We start from the raw sequence: 15600 nt of genomic DNA, 5'->3' as shown, positions 1-15600 counted from the left end.
GCGGCCGCGGGGGCCGCCGTGCCTCGGGAAGGCGCCGGTCAGGCCGCCGGCAGCGGGCTCAGCCGCCAGGGCGCCCAGCCGGGCTCGGGGAAGGTGATGTGCAGGTGCGGCAACGTCACGTGCGGGCGCCGGTCGAGGATCCAGTCGAGCGCCTGCCGGGCCGTCCAGGTGCCCGGGTGCAGGTGCGCGAGCCGCCGGGCGCCGTCCAGGTCGGAGCCGAGGGTGACGAGCGGCTCCTCGACGTACCCGTCGGCCCGGGTCTGGCCCAGGCCGATGTTGGTGGTGAGGGCGTTGCACAGGCAGGCGCGTCCCACGGTGTCGGCCTCGTCGCCGTTCTTGCGCACGTAGGTGTGCACCGGCTCGGCCTTGCACCGGTAGCCGATGCCGCCGGACTCCTTGAGGTAGGGCGTGCGCAGGTAGCCCAGGTCGCACAGCCGGGGCCGGGCCTGTGCGGCCGGTGCGTCGGACAGCGACCCGGGCAGCTGGGCGACCTTGAACGGGAAGCCGGTGGGGGAAGCGAGCGGGTCGGTGCGCACCGCGAGGGTGCCGGCGCGCAGCCGGGCGAGCAGCCGGTCGCGCAGGGACGGGGTCAGGCCCGTCTCCTCGCAGAGCGCGAACACCGTGCCGACCTGCACCCCGGCGGCGCCAGCGGCACGTGCCGCGGCCAGCGCCTCGGGGGTGCCCTGCGACCCGGCGAGCCAGAACGGCAGCCCGACGGCGGCGACCTTGGCGACGTCGGCCTGGTCGCGTGGGCCGAACACGGGCTGTCCGGTCTCGTCGAGCACCATCTGGCCGCGCGGCGGGGCGTTGTGCCCACCGGCGAGCGGGCCTTCGACGACGAACCCGTCGGGGCGGATGGTGGCGTCCTTGGCCAGGTAGGCCGCGAGGGCGTGCGCGGAGATGATCGCCAGGAAGGTCGGCCGGGTCAGGGGCGGCAGGTCCGGGCCGAGCAGCGCGTGCGGGTCGAGGTCGACGGTGTGGCTGCCGGGTGCGGCGCCGGACACCTCGATGGGCAGCTGCACGGCGTGGTGCAGCGCGAGCTCGTCGAGCAGGTGCGGGATGTCGCGCGGGATCCCGGCGCCCATGAGCACGTAGTCGACCCCGGCGAGCATCGCGCCGTAGGCGGCCGTCGGCGTGGCCATCTGGACCTTCTCGAGCAGGTTGATGCCGACCAGCCCGTCGTGCCCCTCCTTGGCCAGCCACACCTCGACGAAGTTGCCGAGGATGCCCAGCTCCTGCGGCATCCTCGCGGCGCGCACGGCCGGGCGGGGCACGGGGGAGTAGGGCGTGCCGGGGGTGCGTCCGCCCTCGATGAAGTAGCGGGCCAGGGCGCGTTCGGCGACGGCGGGCACCGGGAACGCGGCCAGCGCGCGGCGGGCGTCGCCGTCGGGGTCGCCGTCCTGCAGCCGACGGGCGAGCACGAGGTCGAGGGCGGTGCCGGAGACCACGCCGAGCTGTCCGGCGCGGGCGACCGAGGAGGCGATCTGCCAGGACGAGACGGCGACCCCCATCCCGCCCTGGATCACCTGGGGCAGCGGTCGGGGGTGGTGGCGCAGCTGGGGCAGGACCGGCACGGTGGAGCCTCTCGCTGGTTACGGTAGCGTAAGTTACGATACCGTAGGTTCGGCGGAGATACGAGAGCCCCGGACCGGTCGATCACCGGTCCCGCCGCCGCAGACAGGAAGCCTGGTCAGGCGCCCATCGCGTGCACGCCACCGTCGACGTGCACGATCTCGCCGGTGGTCGCCGGGAACCAGTCGGACAGCAGCGCCGTCACCGCACGGGCCGTCGGCACCGCGTCGGACACGTCCCAGCCGAGCGGCGCCCGGTTGTCCCAGCCGCCCTCGATGGTCTCGAACCCGGGGATGGAGGTCGCCGCCGTCGTCTTCACCGGACCGGCCGACACCAGGTTGCAGCGGATGCCCTTCGGGCCCAGGTCGCGGGCCAGGTAGCGCGAGGTCGACTCGAACGCCGCCTTGGCCACGCCCATCCAGTCGTAGACCGGCCAGGCGAACGACGCGTCGAACGTGAGGCCCACGATCGAGCCGCCCGCACCCATGAGCGGCAGGCTCGCCACCGCGAGCGCCTGCAGCGAGTAGGCCGAGACCTGCAGCGCGGTGGCGACATCGGCCCACTGCGCGGTGAGGAACTTGTCGCCGAGCACGGCCTGCGGCGCGAACCCGATCGAGTGCACCACGCCGTCGAGGTGGTCGGTGTGCTCGCCCACCCGCTCCGCGAGGGCCGCCAGGTCGTCGGAGGACGTGACGTCGAGCTGCACGATCGGCGGCTCGACGGGCAGCCGGCGGGCGATCACCTCGGTGAGCCGGTACTGGCGGCCGAACGAGGTGAGCACCACCTGGGCGCCCTCCTCCTGGGCGAGCCGGGCCACGTGGAAGGCGATGGAGCCCTGCGTGAGCACCCCGGTGACGAGGATCTTCTTGCCGTCGAGCAGGCCCATGAGGTGGCTCCCAATCGCGTCGGTCCGAACATGTGCAGGGGCCATCTTGGCAGCAGTGCCCGGCAGGGCGTCATCCGCGCCCGCTGCCGGACAGTACGAGGTGTGAGCAGCATGACGAACGAGGACGAGGGCCGGCGCTTCGCCGAGCTCTGGGAGAGCTGCGCGCGGCGGGTCTACGCCTACGCGCTGCGGCACACCGACGCCGACAGCGCCCAGGACGTGGTCGCCGAGACCTTCCTGGTGGCCTGGCGACGGCTGGCCGACGTGCCCGGCGACCCGCTGCCCTGGCTGCTCGTCGTGGCGCGCAACACGATGTCCAACCGGCGCCGGTCGACCTACCGCCGCCGGCTGCTCGAACGTGAGCTGGCGCGGTTCGTCCAGGTGGCCCGCCCCGCGCAGGCCGCCGACGTGCCCGTCCGGGCGCGTGAGGAGGTGCTGCGGGCCCTCGCCCGGCTCACGGACGCCGAGCGTGAGGCCTTGCTGCTCACGGCCTGGGACGGGCTGACCCCGCAGCAGGGGGCGAAGGTGGCCGGCTGCTCGGAGCAGGCGTTCACCAAGAGGCTGTCCCGGGCGCGGGCCCGGGTGGCGGCCGCCGAGCACGAGGACGACACCACCGGGACCGCGCAGGTCCACGAGCTGAGGAGGGCACGATGAACGACCTCGACGAGACCCTGACCCTGCTGGCACCCCAGGTGCCCGACGACCTGCTGGAGCAGGTGCACGAGCGTGTGCTGGCGCAGACGGCCGTGCCCCGGCGGGTGGACCACCGCGGCCGCTGGTTCGCCGTCGCCGCCGCGGCCGCCGTCGGTGCGACCGCGCTGGTGGCCTGGCCCACGTCGTCCCCGTCGGCGTTCGCCGGCTGGACCGCGCTGCCGAGCGCGGCGACGGCGCAGCAGGTCTCCGTCGCCCAGCAGCGGTGCGAGGCGGTGACCACCTTCTCTGCCCAGGCGACGGCGCAGCGCCTCGCGAGCGGTCAGCCGGTCCCGCCGCTGAACGTGCCGCGATCCGTCGACCAGGTCGGTGGGCAGCGCGTGGTGCTCACCGAGCAGCGCGGCTCGTTCACCCATCTCGTCACCACCAACGGGTCCTGGGTGTTCGGCTGCCTCACCTCACCCGAGCTCGGCGACCAGGTGACCACGGTGAACACGACCAACCTGGCCGCCTACCCGAGCGCACCCGCACCCGACGGCGTCGACCTGCTGCAGGGGGGCGGGGTCGGCGTCCCTGGCGGTGAGAGTGCCGTGGTCGCCAGCGGCCGGGTCGGCGCGCAGGTGGTCGGGGTCGAGCTGCGCACCCCGCAGGGCTCGACGGTGACCGCCTCGGTGGCCGGCGGCTACTGGACGGCCTGGTGGCCGTCGACCGAGGACTCGCAGACCGGCTGGTCGCAGACCGAGGTCGTAGTGCACCTGGCCGACGGGACCAGCCGGACCGCCGGCATCCTGGACTCCCTCACCAGCGTCCCGATCGACGCGGGTCTCCCCGCGGTCGGGGCGAGCCCGGCGCCGTCGGGAAGCTGAGGCGGAGCCGGCACGGGCGGACGTGCGACGGCGCCCCAGGAGGTCGCCGTCGCACGTCGTCGTCCGTGATGCGCGCCGTGCGCCGGTGACCTACCGTCGCGGCAAGGAGCCCGCCCGACCAGGAGGTCCGCCATGCCCACCGCCACCTTGCACGGTGTCGTGCTCGCCGACGCACCCGAGCAGGAGGTGCTGCACATCGAGGGCAACGTCTACTTCCCGCCCTCGTCCGTCCGGCACGAGCTGCTGCAGCCCTCGCCGACGCCGTACACCTGCCCGTGGAAGGGGCAGTGCCAGTACTTCTCGGTGCGTGACGGTGACGGTCTGCTCGTCGACCGCGCCTGGTCGTACCCCACGCCGTACCCGACGGCGTTCGAGCGGGTCGGTGCCGACTTCAGCGACTACGTGGCGTTCTGGAAAGAGGTCGAGGTGCGCTGAGGCCGCTCAGCGACCCTGGTCCACGAAGACCCGGCCCTTACCCAGGCCCTTGGCGCTGTACATCGCCGCATCGGCGCGCCGCACCAGGTCGTAGCCGTTGCGGGTGCACGGGTCGAGCGACGCGAGCCCGACGCTGGCGCCGACGTGGACCTGCAGGCCACCAAGGTCGAACGGCTGACCGAGGGCCTCGACGATGCGGTCGGCCACGTCGTTCGCGTCCTGCGGGCTGCTCTCCAGCAGCAGGCAGAACTCGTCGCCGCCGAACCGGGCGACCACGTCGCCGCGGCGCACGCAGGCCTGGATGCGGGTGGAGACGGCCACGAGGAGCGCATCGCCGACGGCGTGGCCGTAGGTGTCGTTGACCTCCTTGAACCCGTCGAGGTCCACGAGCAGGACGGTGAGCAGGTCGTCGGGCTCGAGGTCGGTGCGGGCGCGGCGGGCCTCGACCGCGTTCTCCAGCGACTGGTCGAACAGGGCGCGGTTGGCCAGGCCGGTGAGCGCGTCGTGGTAGGCCAGGTCCGCCAGCCGGGCGGTGAGCTCGTCGCGCTGCCGCAGCGCCTCACGCAGCTCGGTGAGCCGGCGGTCGAGCTCACCCAGCAGCCAGGAGGACTCGTTGAGCGACAGCAGCTGGCGGGTCATCACCAGGACGTTGCCCACGATGGCGGCACCCAGCACCATCCAGGTGCGCCCCGAGCGGCCGTCGGCGAGCAGCGCCCACACGAGCAGCGCGTTGATGGTGGCCATCGACAGGTAGGGCAGTGCGGTGATGTGCGGGCCCGTGGGCAGCTGCGTGGTCGGGATGCTCGGGGCGCCGCGCTGCAGCCGGGCGGCCAGCGCGAGCAGCGCGTTGCTCGTGAGCGTCATCGCGAAGATGACGGTGAGGTTCTGCGCCAGGTCCACGCGCATCGTGATGAGCGCGAGCGCGGCCTCGCCCGCCGCGGCCAGCCCGAGGATGCGGCCGGCCGTCGCGGAGAACGGCCGCTCGGCGGACATCGCGAGCTTGAGCACGACGAAGGCGATCGCCGAGAACGCCGCGGGGCCGACGACGAACTGCGCGATGGTGTCCGACGTCGTGCGCGACGACGAGACGGGGACGACGAAGACCCCGAGCGCGGCGACCCCGACGAGCACGACGCCGACGTCCAGCCAGAACCGCAGCCGGGCCTGCGGCGACCCGAGCCGCAGCGGTTCGACGAGCGCGGCGAGCAGAGCGAGCCCCGTCCCGGTGTAGACGAGGAGCTGCTGACCCGGCACCCCGGTCGCCAGGTCGACGCTCCAGGGCTGGACCGTCATCGTGACCAGCTGGACCAGGTCGCTGGCCGTGTAGAGGATGCCGGTGCCGAAGAACGCGCGCCAGATACGGCGGGTCGCCCCGTTGGCCGCCGGGTCGCGCCACACGTGCCACGTGTCGATGACGAACCACATGTGCACCGTGAGGAACAGCAGCCAGGTCACCCAGGTGCGGGCGACGACCGGGGCGACGGGCACCGAGGCGGCCAGGATCCCGGTCGCCGACACGACCAGGAGCGCGCGCGTCCCGCGTGCGTGCCACATCGGTTCGTTCCTTGTCCCTCGAGCCGACCGGGCGCCGACCTGTCCCCGGCATTGTCGACAGTCTTGGGCCTTTCACTGAGCGATGTGCTGGGTGAACGCCTGGTGATCGCCCCGCCGGGTGCGTGCCTCACGCACCCCGGTGCGCCGTGCTGCACAGCGGGAACGGGCGGGCCGGTGCCGGCGCCGGGGGCGGACGGCGGGCGGCGCCGAGGCACGGACAATGGGGGCTGTGAGCGTGACGGTGCAGGCCAAGGGCGTGGGTGCGGGGTTCGGCGACCGCGAGCTGTTCGCGGGGGTCGACCTCGTGGTGGCCCCGGGCGACGTCGTCGGGCTGGTGGGGCCGAACGGTGCCGGCAAGTCGACGCTGCTGCGCATCCTGGCCGGTGAGCGTGCACCGGACGCGGGCACGGTCTCGGTCTCGCCGCGCGACGCCGTGCTGGGCTACCTGGCGCAGGAGGTCGAGCGCCGGGCGGACGAGTCCGTGCAGGCCCACCTCGAGCGGCGCACCGGCGTCGGCCCGGCGCAGGTGGCGATGGACGCCGCGGCCGACCGGTTGGCGACCGGCGCCCCCGGTGCGGACGAGGAGTTCGCGGCGGCGCTGGAGCGCTGGATGGCGCTGGGCGGTGGCGACCTGGACACCCGGACCCCCGCGGTGCTCGCCGACCTGGGCCTGGACGTCGACCCGTCGCTGGCGATGACGGCGCTGTCCGGCGGGCAGGCCGCCCGGGTGGGCCTGGCCGGGCTGCTGCTGTCCCGCTACGACCTCTACCTGCTCGACGAGCCGACGAACGACCTGGACCTGGCCGGGCTGGAGCTGCTCGAGGAGTTCGTGCACCGGCAGACCGCACCCGTGGTCCTCGTCAGCCACGACCGGGAGTTCCTGTCCCGCACGGTGACCTCCGTCGTGGAGATCGACCGCAGCCTGCGCAAGGTGGCGGTCTACGGCGGGTCGTACGACGCCTACCTGGAGGAGCGCTCGACCGCGCGACGTCAGGCGCGGGAGGCGTACGAGGACTTCGCGGCCCGTCGCGACGCGTTGGCGGCCCGGGCCCGGATGCAGCGGGCCTGGATGGCGCAGGGCGTGAAGAACGCGCGTCGCAAGGCCAGCGACAACGACAAGATCGGCCGCAAGTTCCGCTCGGAGGCCTCCGAGAAGCAGGCGGCGAAGGCCCGGCAGACCGAGCGGATGATCTCCCGGCTGGAGACCGTCGAGGAGCCGCGCAAGGAGTGGCAGCTGCAGATGACCATCGCGGCCGCCCCACGCTCGGGGGCGGTGGTCGCGGTGGCGCACCAGGCGGTGGTGCGCCGCGGCGGCTTCACCCTGGGCCCGGTGGACCTGCAGCTCGACTGGCGGGACCGGGTGGCGATCACCGGGCCCAACGGCGCCGGCAAGACGACGCTGCTCGCGCTGCTGCTGGGCCGGCTGGCGCCCACGTCGGGGCGGGTGGACCTGGGTTCGGGGGTGCTCGTCGGCGAGGTGGACCAGGCGCGTGCCGCGTTCGAGGGCGACGAGCCGCTGGTCGGGGCGTTCTCCCGGCAGGTGCCGGACTGGCCGACGGCCGATGTGCGCACGCTGCTGGCCAAGTTCGGGCTGGGCGGTCACCACATCGGCCGGCCGGCGTCCTCGCTCTCCCCGGGGGAACGCACCCGGGCGGCCCTCGCGCTGCTGTCGGCCCGCGGGGTGAACCTGCTGGTGCTCGACGAGCCGACGAACCACCTCGACCTGCCGGCGATCGACCAGCTCGAGCAGGCGCTGGAGGCGTTCGACGGGACGGTGCTGCTGGTCACGCACGACCGACGGATGCTGGACACCGTGCGGCTGACCCGGCGCTGGCACGTGGAGGACGGCCGCGTCGAGGAGGTCACGCCGGACTGAGCGTGGCGGTCGGCGCGTCGGACGACCGCCACCGCATCGACACAACCCCCTGACAGGTTTCCCAGGGTTCGTCCGGGGGCGGTCGGTAGACCTGTCCCCAGCAGCGACCGAGCGCGGGCCGCCCCGGGGGTGCCGCGCGACGGTCGGGACGGGTACCGGAGGAGACCACCATGGCCAGCAGCTTCAGCGGACTGACGTTCGACGCCTTCGACGCACAGGCCGCCGCGCTGTTCTGGGCCGCCGTGCTGCGGCTGCGTCTGGCACCCGGCGCCACCCCGCAACGCGCCGAGCTGGAGGACCCGCACCAGCTCGGGGCGCCCCGGCTCGTGTTCCGCCAGGTCACCGACGGCCGTCCGATGGCCACCCCGCTGCATCTGGAGCTGTCCACCGGCGACCTGGAGGCCGAGTCGCACCGCCTCGTGCAGCTCGGCGCCCGCCGGCTCGGCGGCGTGAGCGACGGCGCCACCCGCTGGGTCACCCTCGCCGACCCCGAGGGCAACGCGTTCGACCTGGTGAGCGCCTGAGCGGACGGGCGCTCAACGGCGCCGGGTACCCTCGCCGGGAGTCGTCCCGCAACGCGCCGCACCCGGGCCCCTGCCCGCCGGACCAGGTGGCGCTCGGACGAGGTCAGGAAGGTGTCGTGCGGCTGCCGCTGTCTCGTCGTGACGTGCTCGTGTGGCGCACCGTCGGGCTGGCGCTGCTCGTCGGGCTCGCCGCCGGTCTGCTCGTGGCCGCCTACCGGGCGCTCCTGGGGCTGGCGCTCGGCCGTGCCGAGGCCGTCGACCGGGCCGTCGCGGCGCGACCGCTGCTCCTGGTGGTGGCGGTCCCGGTGCTCGTCGGCATGGGCCTGGTCATCGCCTGGGCGGTGCGTCGGGTCCCGGCGGCGGGAGGGTCCGGGATCCCGCAGGTCAAGGGCGTCCTGGTCGAGGGCCTGCAGGTGCCGACCTGGTCGGTGCTGGGGGTGCGCTTCCTGGGCGGCGGGCTCGGGGCGCTCGCCGGTCTGTCCCTGGGCCGGGAAGGGCCGAGCGTGCAGATCGGGGCGAGCGCCGGGCAGGCGGTGGCCACCGCGGTGCGCAGCAGCGGGGTGGAGCGCGACCACCTGGTGACCGCGGGCGCTGCGGCCGGCCTGTCCGCGGCGTTCAACGCACCGCTGTCCGGCATGGTCTTCGCCCTGGAGGAGCTGCACCGGTCGTTCTCGCCGCTCGTGCTGCTCGCGGCGGCCGCGGGGGCCCTGGGCGCCGATGTCGTGTCGTCGGCCGTGTTCGGGCTGCGACCGGTGCTCGACTTCGGGGCCGTCGCCAGCCTGCCGCTCGGGCAGTACCCGTGGCTGCTCGTGCTCGGCCCGCTCGCCGGTGCCGTCGCGGTCGCGGCCAACCGGGTGCTGCTCGGGATGCAGAGCGCCGCCAGACGGCTGCCCGGCCCGGTCCGGCCGGTCGTGGCGCTGCTCATCGCGCTGCCCGTCGGGCTCACGGTGCCCGTGCTCATGGGCGGCGGCGACACGCTGGTCCGGCTCGCCGAGACGAGCGCGCTGCCGGTGCTCGGGCTGCTGGGCCTGCTGGTGGGCAAGCTGCTGTTCACCGGGACGTCGTTCGGGTCCGGGACGCCCGGCGGGATCTTCATGCCCCTGCTGTCGCTCGGGGCGCTCACCGGTGCGGTGCTGGCGACCGCGGCCACGCACACCGGTCTGCCCCCGGCGGCCCGGCCGGCCCTCGTGCTGTGCGCCATGGCGGGGGTGCTCGCGGCCAGCCTGCAGGCACCGGTCACCGCGATCCTGCTCGTGGTGGAGATGTCCGGGCGGGTGGTGCACGTGCTGCCGGTCGCGGCGTGCGCCCTGCTCGCCCTGCTCACCGCGGACCTGCTGCGCGGGCGCCCGATCTACGACCAGCTGCTCGAACGCTTCCTGGCCGCGAACCCGCAGACGCCGCGCGGCGGTGGGCTCGTGCTCGACCTCGCGGTGGAGCTGGGCAGCCGGGCCGACGGCGTCGCGGCCGGTGACCTCGCCCTGCCCGACGGTGTGCAGGTCGCCGTCGTCCGGCGCGGCGACGTCAGCCACACCCCGGGCGCGGACCGGGTCCTGGCCCCGGGTGACCGCGTCGAGCTGCATGTGCTCCCGGCGCAGTCGCGGCACGAGCGCGCGGCCGCGGTCCGGGAGGTGCGGCGGACCTTCCGTCACGACCTGCCGGACTGACAGGATGAGCGGGTCGGTCTGAGCACAGGGGGAACCGAGATGGCCGAGCCTTCCTTGGCGGCGGCGCTCGCGCCGCTCCTCGCGCTCCCGTTGATCGGGGCGGGGCTGTGGTGGCTCTCCCGGACCGAGGCGAAGGACGAGCCGTCGCAGGGGTCGGACGGGCGCTCTGCACCGCGCCTGCCGTCCGTGCTCGTCTGGGGCGGGTCCGCGCTCGTCGTGCCGGTCGTGTCCTCCCTGACGCTCGGGGGTGCTGGGAGTCTGGTGTGGGCGGTGCCGTTGGTCGTCATCGGGCTGCTGGTCACTGGCCTCGGGCTCGTTCTTCTCCGAAGGGGACGCAGCGGACGCGACGGCCCGGTGCGCCAGCGTCTCGCCGCAACCGAGGGTGGGGCGGTGGCCGATACGGCGCAGGACGCGGGCGTGGCACCGGCCGTCCTCGGACCGGGACAGGACGTGGCTGGGGGTGGCGGTTCTGATGGGTGCACGGTCGGACTCTGGGGGCACTGTGAGGGGGGCGGCCCGTGGCGGGATCATCGTCGAGATGCTCGTCCGGGACCTCCGCTCGACCTTCGCCACCCTCGCCGTGGCGTTCGCCGTCCTTGCGGTGGTCACGGCGTTCCTCGCGCTCCGCTCCTCGGCGGACGACCGCCCCGGAGCGTGGTTCTTCACCGGGTTCGAGGTCGCGGGCGCCGGGCTGATGTGGGGTCTGTGGTGGGTGGTCCGCCGGTGGGAGCGTCGGCGTCGTGCCGGGCAGGAGCGAGGGGACGGGCGGTGAGGGTGGCGCATCGGAGCGCGACCTCGGTCGACCTGGACGCCGCCCGTGAACTCCCGGGCGGGATCGACTCTCTCAACGGCGCGAAGGGGGCCCGCTGGTGCACCGTGCTCGGGCGGCCCATGGCGCCCCGTCGTTCGCGAGAGACGCGTGTGCCGGGACCGGTGGGGACGGCCCGGCGCCAGGAGCGGTGGCCACGGTGAGCCGTGCTGGGCGTTCGACACTCCCCGGCCGCTGAGGCTCACTCCTGCCGCGCGCGCAGCGCCACCTTCTCCCGGTAGCCCGGGACCACGGCGTTCCAGTCGAGCTCGTCGCCGAGCCGGCGGGCGAAGGTGGCGGCCGAGTCGGGCTCGCCGTGCACCACGTACGCCGTGCGGGGCGGGTGCACGGTCGTGAACCACGCCAGCAGCTCATCGGCGTCGGCGTGCGCCGAGAACCCGTCGACCACGACCACCTCGGCCCGCACCGGCACGTACTCGCCGTGGATCTTGACCTGACGTGCACCGTCGGCCAGTGCGGCGCCGCGGGTGCCCGGCACCTGGTAGCCGGTGAGCAGGATGGTGTTGCGCCGGTCGGGCAGCTGGGCGGCCAGGTGGTGCAGCACACGTCCACCGGTCGCCATCCCCGAGGCCGAAATGATGATGCAGGGCCCCGCGGGGTAGTTGAGCCGTTCGGAGTCGCCGCGTGCTGCGTCCAGGTGGACCCCGGACAGCAGCTCGTCGGTCACCTCGGGACGCAGCTGCGGGTCGTGCGCGGCGGCCGCCCGGCGGTAGACCTCCAGGGCCCGCAGCGCCATCGGGCTGTCCACGTGCACCGGCAGCGACGGGATCGCCCCGTCCTGCCGCAGCCGGGCGAGGACCACGAGAAGCGACGGCGTGCGGTCGACCGCGAACGCCGGCAGCAGGCACACCCCACCGCGCCGGGCCGTGCGCACGATCGCCTCGGCCAGCACGGCACGGCCGGTGGTGGCGTGCTGGCGGGCGCCGTAGGTCGACTCGGTGACCACCACGTCGGCGTCGACGGCCGGGGCCGGCGGGGCCAGCAGCGGGTGCACCGGGCGGCCCATGTCCCCGGTGAACAGCGTGCGCACCCCGCCGATGTCGAGCACCGCGAACGTCGAGCCCAGGATGTGCGCCGACCGGTGCAGGCTGACCGTCGCACCCCCGGGCAGCCGGGTGGGCCCGTCACCGGTGTGCGGCTGGAGCAGGGTGATCGCCTTCTCGGCGTCGTCGGTGTCGAACAGCGGCAGGGCGGGGGTGTGCTTGGAGTACCCGTCGCGGCGGGCGTACTCGGCCTCCAGCTCCTCCAGGTGGGCGGCGTCCCGCAGAACGATGGCGGCCAGTGCCGCCGTCCCGGGGCTGCACACGACCGGCCCGGTGAAGCCGTGCCGGGCGAGCAGCGGCAGTGCGCCGCAGTGGTCGAGGTGCGAGTGGGTGAGCACCACGGCGTCGATCGTCAACGGGTCGACCGGGAGCGGCTCCCAGTTGCGGCGGCGCCACTGCCGGGGTCCCTGGAACAGCCCGCAGTCGACGAGCAGCCGGGCCCCGTCGGTCTCCACCAGGAACTTGCTGCCCGTCACGGTGCCGGCGGCTCCCAGGAACGTGAGCGTGGCGGCGGGGCTGGTGCTGGACATGCGGACCACATCCTTCGGACGACGGCGTCCTTCGTCGCCAGCCTCCTCCCGTCCGGCGTCGCTGTCCCCTCCAGCACGTCGCCCGCGTCGAGGTCCCCGGTCCGTTGTCGGCCCGGTGCGGGCGCGAGGGTCGCCGTAGGATCTCGCAGGTGCGTGGGAGCAGACCGTGATGGCCGCGAAGGTGCCCACGGTCTAGGGGGATGGAGCCCGTCTCGGGCTGCACGTTCAGCTCGAGCTGGTGAATGAGGGGGCACGGTGGATCCGCTCGAGCTCTCCGTCGGCGCCACGTTCGACGGGTGGCCCACCCTCACCTACCCCCTGGTGCGCCTCAGGCTGACGGACGTCACCGTGGAGCTGTCGGCCAGGAACTCGTACGCCGCACTCGCCGCGCAGCTGACCGGCGTGACCGTGTCGACGGGATACGTGCCATGAGGGGCCGAGCGGCGTGGTTCGCGCCCCTGGCCATCGTGTTCTCGTTGTCGGGGTGCGTGTTCGCTCCCTCCGATCCCAAGACCGTTCCGATCGCCGTTCGGATGGATGGCGACGTGGTCTCGGTCTTGGTCCCTCAATGCCCCGGGGGATCGGTTGAGTCCGCCTATGTCGATGACCTCGGGGCGGAGGAGCCAGGGGTGAAGCTCTGGCAAGCGTCGGGGTTCGTCGGGAAGTCCGATGAACCGATCTCGTTCTCGTCCTCGAGTTGGTCATCGGTCAGCGGCTCCTACGAGAACCTCGAGAGCTTCGGTGTCATGGTGGTCACCGAGAAGGGCGAGTACGGCGGGGGCCTCGACTCCGACTACTTGTCTCAGGCCCGCGGCCTCCCGCCGGGCAGGTATGTGGTGGATGGTCAGGCGGTGACGTCCGCGGAGTATTTCGCCGAGGCAGCCAAGTACCCGTGCCCTGCGCCGGGATCGTCGACCGCGCAGTCGTAGCGATCACGTGTGGACCGCGGTCGCAGGTGCCACGTCACCGACGAGGACCACGCCGACGACCGGGCAGCGCCGAGGCCGGGTCCGAGTAGCCTCACCGTCCAGGCGCGATGGCAGCAGGCGGAGGGCGGTCGGGTGCAGCTTCTCTTCCAGGCCTTCCTCGTCGTTTCCTTCGCGTCGGGGATGTCCCTGGGCCTCATCGGGCGGCTTCTGTACAACCGACCGGAGACCGGGCCGTGGGGTGAGCCGCAGGCGGTGGTCGGTGTTCCGTCGTCCGTCCTTGGTGGGCTGCTCGCGGGCATCTCGGCCTGCTTTCTCGTCCTCGCGCACGACGGCGACTGGCCCGTCAGTCTGCTGATCGTGTACAGCGTGAGCGCGGCGCTGACGTTGGTGGCTTCCCTCGCCCACGCGCTGCTGCTTCGCGCGAAGGCCCGGTCGCGGCAGGTGCGGGGGCCGCGAGAGCGCCGGGTGCGTGCGGGTGACCACCTCCCTGCTCGGCTGGGGACGGTCGCGGCCCTGGCCGCGATGCTCGCCGTCCTGGTGCGGCCCGCGTCGGGGGCATGAGGCCCGAGCCCAGGGTGGTACGAACAGCCCCCTGAGGTCGGTCGCGAGTGCGGTGGCGGGCGGCGCACTCGTCGACCTGTGCGAACACGCCGGCCGCGGTCGGTCGGGAGCGATGTACCTTCGTCGAGCAGCCGGGCCTGCACCACCAGCGCGAGCGAGCGGGGGAGACATGAACGACGCCGACGAGGAGGTGCTGGGCGTCCTCGCCGGGTACCTGGAGCATCTGAAGATCAAGGCCGCCGGCTCATGGGAAGACGACTGAGTGCTGCCCGGGCACGGCGGCCGATGCGCCGAGCACGACGGCCACGGGAGCCGGTCGGAGAGCCTTCCGCATGGAGCTCGTCGCACAGCTCGGGGTCTCGTCGCGGACAGGTGCGTTGCACGCACACGGTCGGAACCTCAGAGGCGTCGCGTGAGTCATGAGTGCTGAGCGGACGTTCATGACGGACGACGTCTCGAGGGCGTCGCTTGTCGGTCTTGGTCTCCTCATCGGTCTCGGGGGCTCGGGCATCTCGCTGCTCCTCCTCGAGGGGCCCTGGGTCGTTGCCGGTGCGCTCGGAGCGACACTCCTCGGGCTTCTGGTCGCCCTTCGTGGTCGGACGACGTCCTTCTGGATCGAAGGCGAGTCTGTCTTCTGGGGGGAAGGCAGCGGTGCGACCTGCGTGAACATCGCGGAGGCCGATGACATCCGCACCGTCTTCGTGATGAAGGGGCCGCGCAGTCTGCTGCTCTCACGCGGGGGAGTCCGCGTGGAGGTCCCGATCGACTCGAGCACCGAGCCGCTGCGGAGAGAGATGGGGCGGATCTTCCGAGAGAGGTGGCCGACCCGCGTCCTGACGGACCGATCGGCGATGCGAGCACTGTTCTTGTGAGGGGCGGTTCGCGGGGGGCTGCCGGCTCGGCGCCGTCGTGGGTCCGCGGCCGGCGCACGCCTCGCCGTAGGATCTCGCAGGTGCGTGGGAGCAGACCGTGACGGCCGCGAAGGCGCCGACCGTCTATGACGTCGCCTCGCTCGCGGGGGTGTCGATCGCCACGGTGTCGCGGGTCTTCCGCCGGCCGCAGGAGGTCACGGCCTCGACCCGGGAGACCGTGCAGAAGGCGGTGCGCGAGCTGGGGTACGTGCCCAGCGGGTCGGCCCGCAGCCTGGCGGCGCGCCGGTCGGGGGCCATCGGGCTGTGCTTCCCGGACTTCGACGGGATGGACGAGATCGAGCCGCTGCGGTTCTCCGACGGGCCGGTGGTGGTGCGGCAGGACCCGGCGCACCCGCTGGAGCCCTCGGCCGACCGGTACATCGCCGAGGTGATGCGCGGGGTGCAGCTCGAGGCGTGGCGGCACGCGACCGCGGTGACGGTGGCCATCGCCAACGGCCGTCGCGGCGCCCAGGTGTTCGACGACCTCGCCGGCCGGGTGGACGGCCTGGTCACGCTCTCGCGGACGATCCCGGACGACCAGCTCGTGCACTTCGCCCGACGGCTGCCGGTGGTGGTGGTCGCGGGACCGCGCGCCGGTGACGACTACGACCACGTGACCACCGACAACGCGGGCGGGATGCGCGCGCTCACGGCGCACCTCGTCGCCGAGCACGGGGTGCGTGAGCCGGCCTACGTCGCGGGCCCCTCGGCCTCGCCCGACGACCGTGCACGGTTCTCCGGCTTCCGGGCCGCGCTGCGGGCCGCGGGG

At 73.7% G+C, this 15600-nt stretch carries 16 protein-coding genes; 12 read left to right on the top strand and 4 right to left on the bottom strand.

Features of this window, described 5'->3' with window-relative positions:
• Positions 1–38: 38 nt before the first annotated feature.
• Together F2B26_RS02565 and fabI are read right to left on the bottom strand one after the other, a co-directional pair.
• Positions 39–1574 carry a nitronate monooxygenase gene (locus F2B26_RS02565; protein ID WP_328698647.1) on the bottom strand — a complete coding sequence of 512 codons (1536 nt, stop codon included), beginning with the start codon at positions 1572–1574 and terminating at the stop codon, positions 39–41.
• 116 nt (positions 1575–1690) lie between these two features.
• Entirely contained in the window at positions 1691–2458 is a 768-nt protein-coding gene (gene fabI / locus F2B26_RS02560) for an enoyl-ACP reductase FabI (RefSeq protein ID WP_159806099.1), read from the bottom strand.
• A 111-nt stretch (positions 2459–2569) separates the two neighbouring features.
• Here fabI and F2B26_RS02555 point away from each other — a divergent pair, with 111 nt between their 5' ends.
• From F2B26_RS02555 to F2B26_RS02545, 3 genes are all read left to right on the top strand, one after another.
• Positions 2570–3112 (top strand): RNA polymerase sigma factor, encoded by a 543-nt coding sequence (locus F2B26_RS02555; protein ID WP_159806131.1) that lies wholly within the window; start codon positions 2570–2572, stop codon positions 3110–3112.
• Entirely contained in the window at positions 3109–3975 is an 867-nt protein-coding gene (locus F2B26_RS02550; protein WP_159806097.1) for a hypothetical protein, read from the top strand. Before F2B26_RS02555 ends, F2B26_RS02550 begins: the two co-directional genes overlap by 4 nt.
• Positions 3976–4107: 132 nt before the next feature.
• Positions 4108–4410: a DUF427 domain-containing protein gene (locus tag F2B26_RS02545; protein ID WP_159806095.1), complete on the top strand. Its 303-nt coding sequence runs from the start codon at positions 4108–4110 to the stop codon at positions 4408–4410.
• Between the two features lie 6 nt (positions 4411–4416).
• On the opposite strand, the gene F2B26_RS02540 is transcribed toward F2B26_RS02545, so the two are convergent.
• Entirely contained in the window at positions 4417–5964 is a 1548-nt protein-coding gene (locus F2B26_RS02540) for a GGDEF domain-containing protein (RefSeq protein ID WP_159806093.1), read from the bottom strand.
• A 229-nt stretch (positions 5965–6193) separates the two neighbouring features.
• On the opposite strand from F2B26_RS02540, the gene F2B26_RS02535 reads away from it, so the two are divergent.
• From F2B26_RS02535 to F2B26_RS02520, 4 genes are all read left to right on the top strand, one after another.
• Positions 6194–7840, top strand: a complete 1647-nt coding sequence (locus F2B26_RS02535) for an ABC-F family ATP-binding cassette domain-containing protein (protein ID WP_159806091.1) — start codon at positions 6194–6196, stop codon at positions 7838–7840.
• A gap of 170 nt (positions 7841–8010) precedes the next feature.
• Positions 8011–8364 carry a VOC family protein gene (locus tag F2B26_RS02530; protein ID WP_159806089.1) on the top strand — a complete coding sequence of 118 codons (354 nt, stop codon included), beginning with the start codon at positions 8011–8013 and terminating at the stop codon, positions 8362–8364.
• Between the two features lie 116 nt (positions 8365–8480).
• Positions 8481–10028, top strand: a complete 1548-nt coding sequence (locus tag F2B26_RS02525; protein ID WP_159806087.1) for a chloride channel protein — start codon at positions 8481–8483, stop codon at positions 10026–10028.
• Between the two features lie 538 nt (positions 10029–10566).
• Positions 10567–10800, top strand: a complete 234-nt coding sequence (locus tag F2B26_RS02520; protein WP_159806085.1) for a hypothetical protein — start codon at positions 10567–10569, stop codon at positions 10798–10800.
• 238 nt (positions 10801–11038) lie between these two features.
• Here F2B26_RS02520 and F2B26_RS02515 read toward each other — a convergent pair whose 3' ends face one another.
• The gene (locus tag F2B26_RS02515) at positions 11039–12430 is read right to left on the bottom strand and encodes an MBL fold metallo-hydrolase RNA specificity domain-containing protein (protein ID WP_159806083.1); all 1392 of its coding nucleotides are present in this window, start codon (positions 12428–12430) and stop codon (positions 11039–11041) included.
• A gap of 255 nt (positions 12431–12685) precedes the next feature.
• Between F2B26_RS02515 and F2B26_RS02510 the strand changes: the two genes are divergently transcribed.
• The 5 genes from F2B26_RS02510 to F2B26_RS02490 all read left to right on the top strand — a co-directional run.
• Positions 12686–12862, top strand: a complete 177-nt coding sequence (locus tag F2B26_RS02510) for a hypothetical protein (protein WP_159806081.1) — start codon at positions 12686–12688, stop codon at positions 12860–12862.
• A gap of 35 nt (positions 12863–12897) precedes the next feature.
• Positions 12898–13359, top strand: coding sequence for a hypothetical protein (locus F2B26_RS02505; RefSeq protein ID WP_159806079.1), 462 nt, complete (start codon positions 12898–12900; stop codon positions 13357–13359).
• A 132-nt stretch (positions 13360–13491) separates the two neighbouring features.
• On the top strand, positions 13492–13920 hold the full coding sequence (locus F2B26_RS02500; protein ID WP_159806077.1) for a hypothetical protein: 429 nt from the start codon (positions 13492–13494) through the stop codon (positions 13918–13920).
• Between the two features lie 440 nt (positions 13921–14360).
• On the top strand, positions 14361–14792 hold the full coding sequence (locus F2B26_RS02495; protein WP_159806075.1) for a hypothetical protein: 432 nt from the start codon (positions 14361–14363) through the stop codon (positions 14790–14792).
• A 97-nt stretch (positions 14793–14889) separates the two neighbouring features.
• Positions 14890–15600, top strand: a 711-nt coding sequence (locus F2B26_RS02490; protein ID WP_159806073.1) for a LacI family DNA-binding transcriptional regulator, incomplete at its 3' end; no start/stop codon positions are given.

The sequence above is a fragment of the Cellulomonas citrea genome (assembly GCF_009829685.1).
Classification (GTDB): Bacteria; Actinomycetota; Actinomycetes; order Actinomycetales; family Cellulomonadaceae; genus Cellulomonas; species Cellulomonas citrea.
This window is presented reverse-complemented; position numbering and strand designations above follow the sequence as displayed.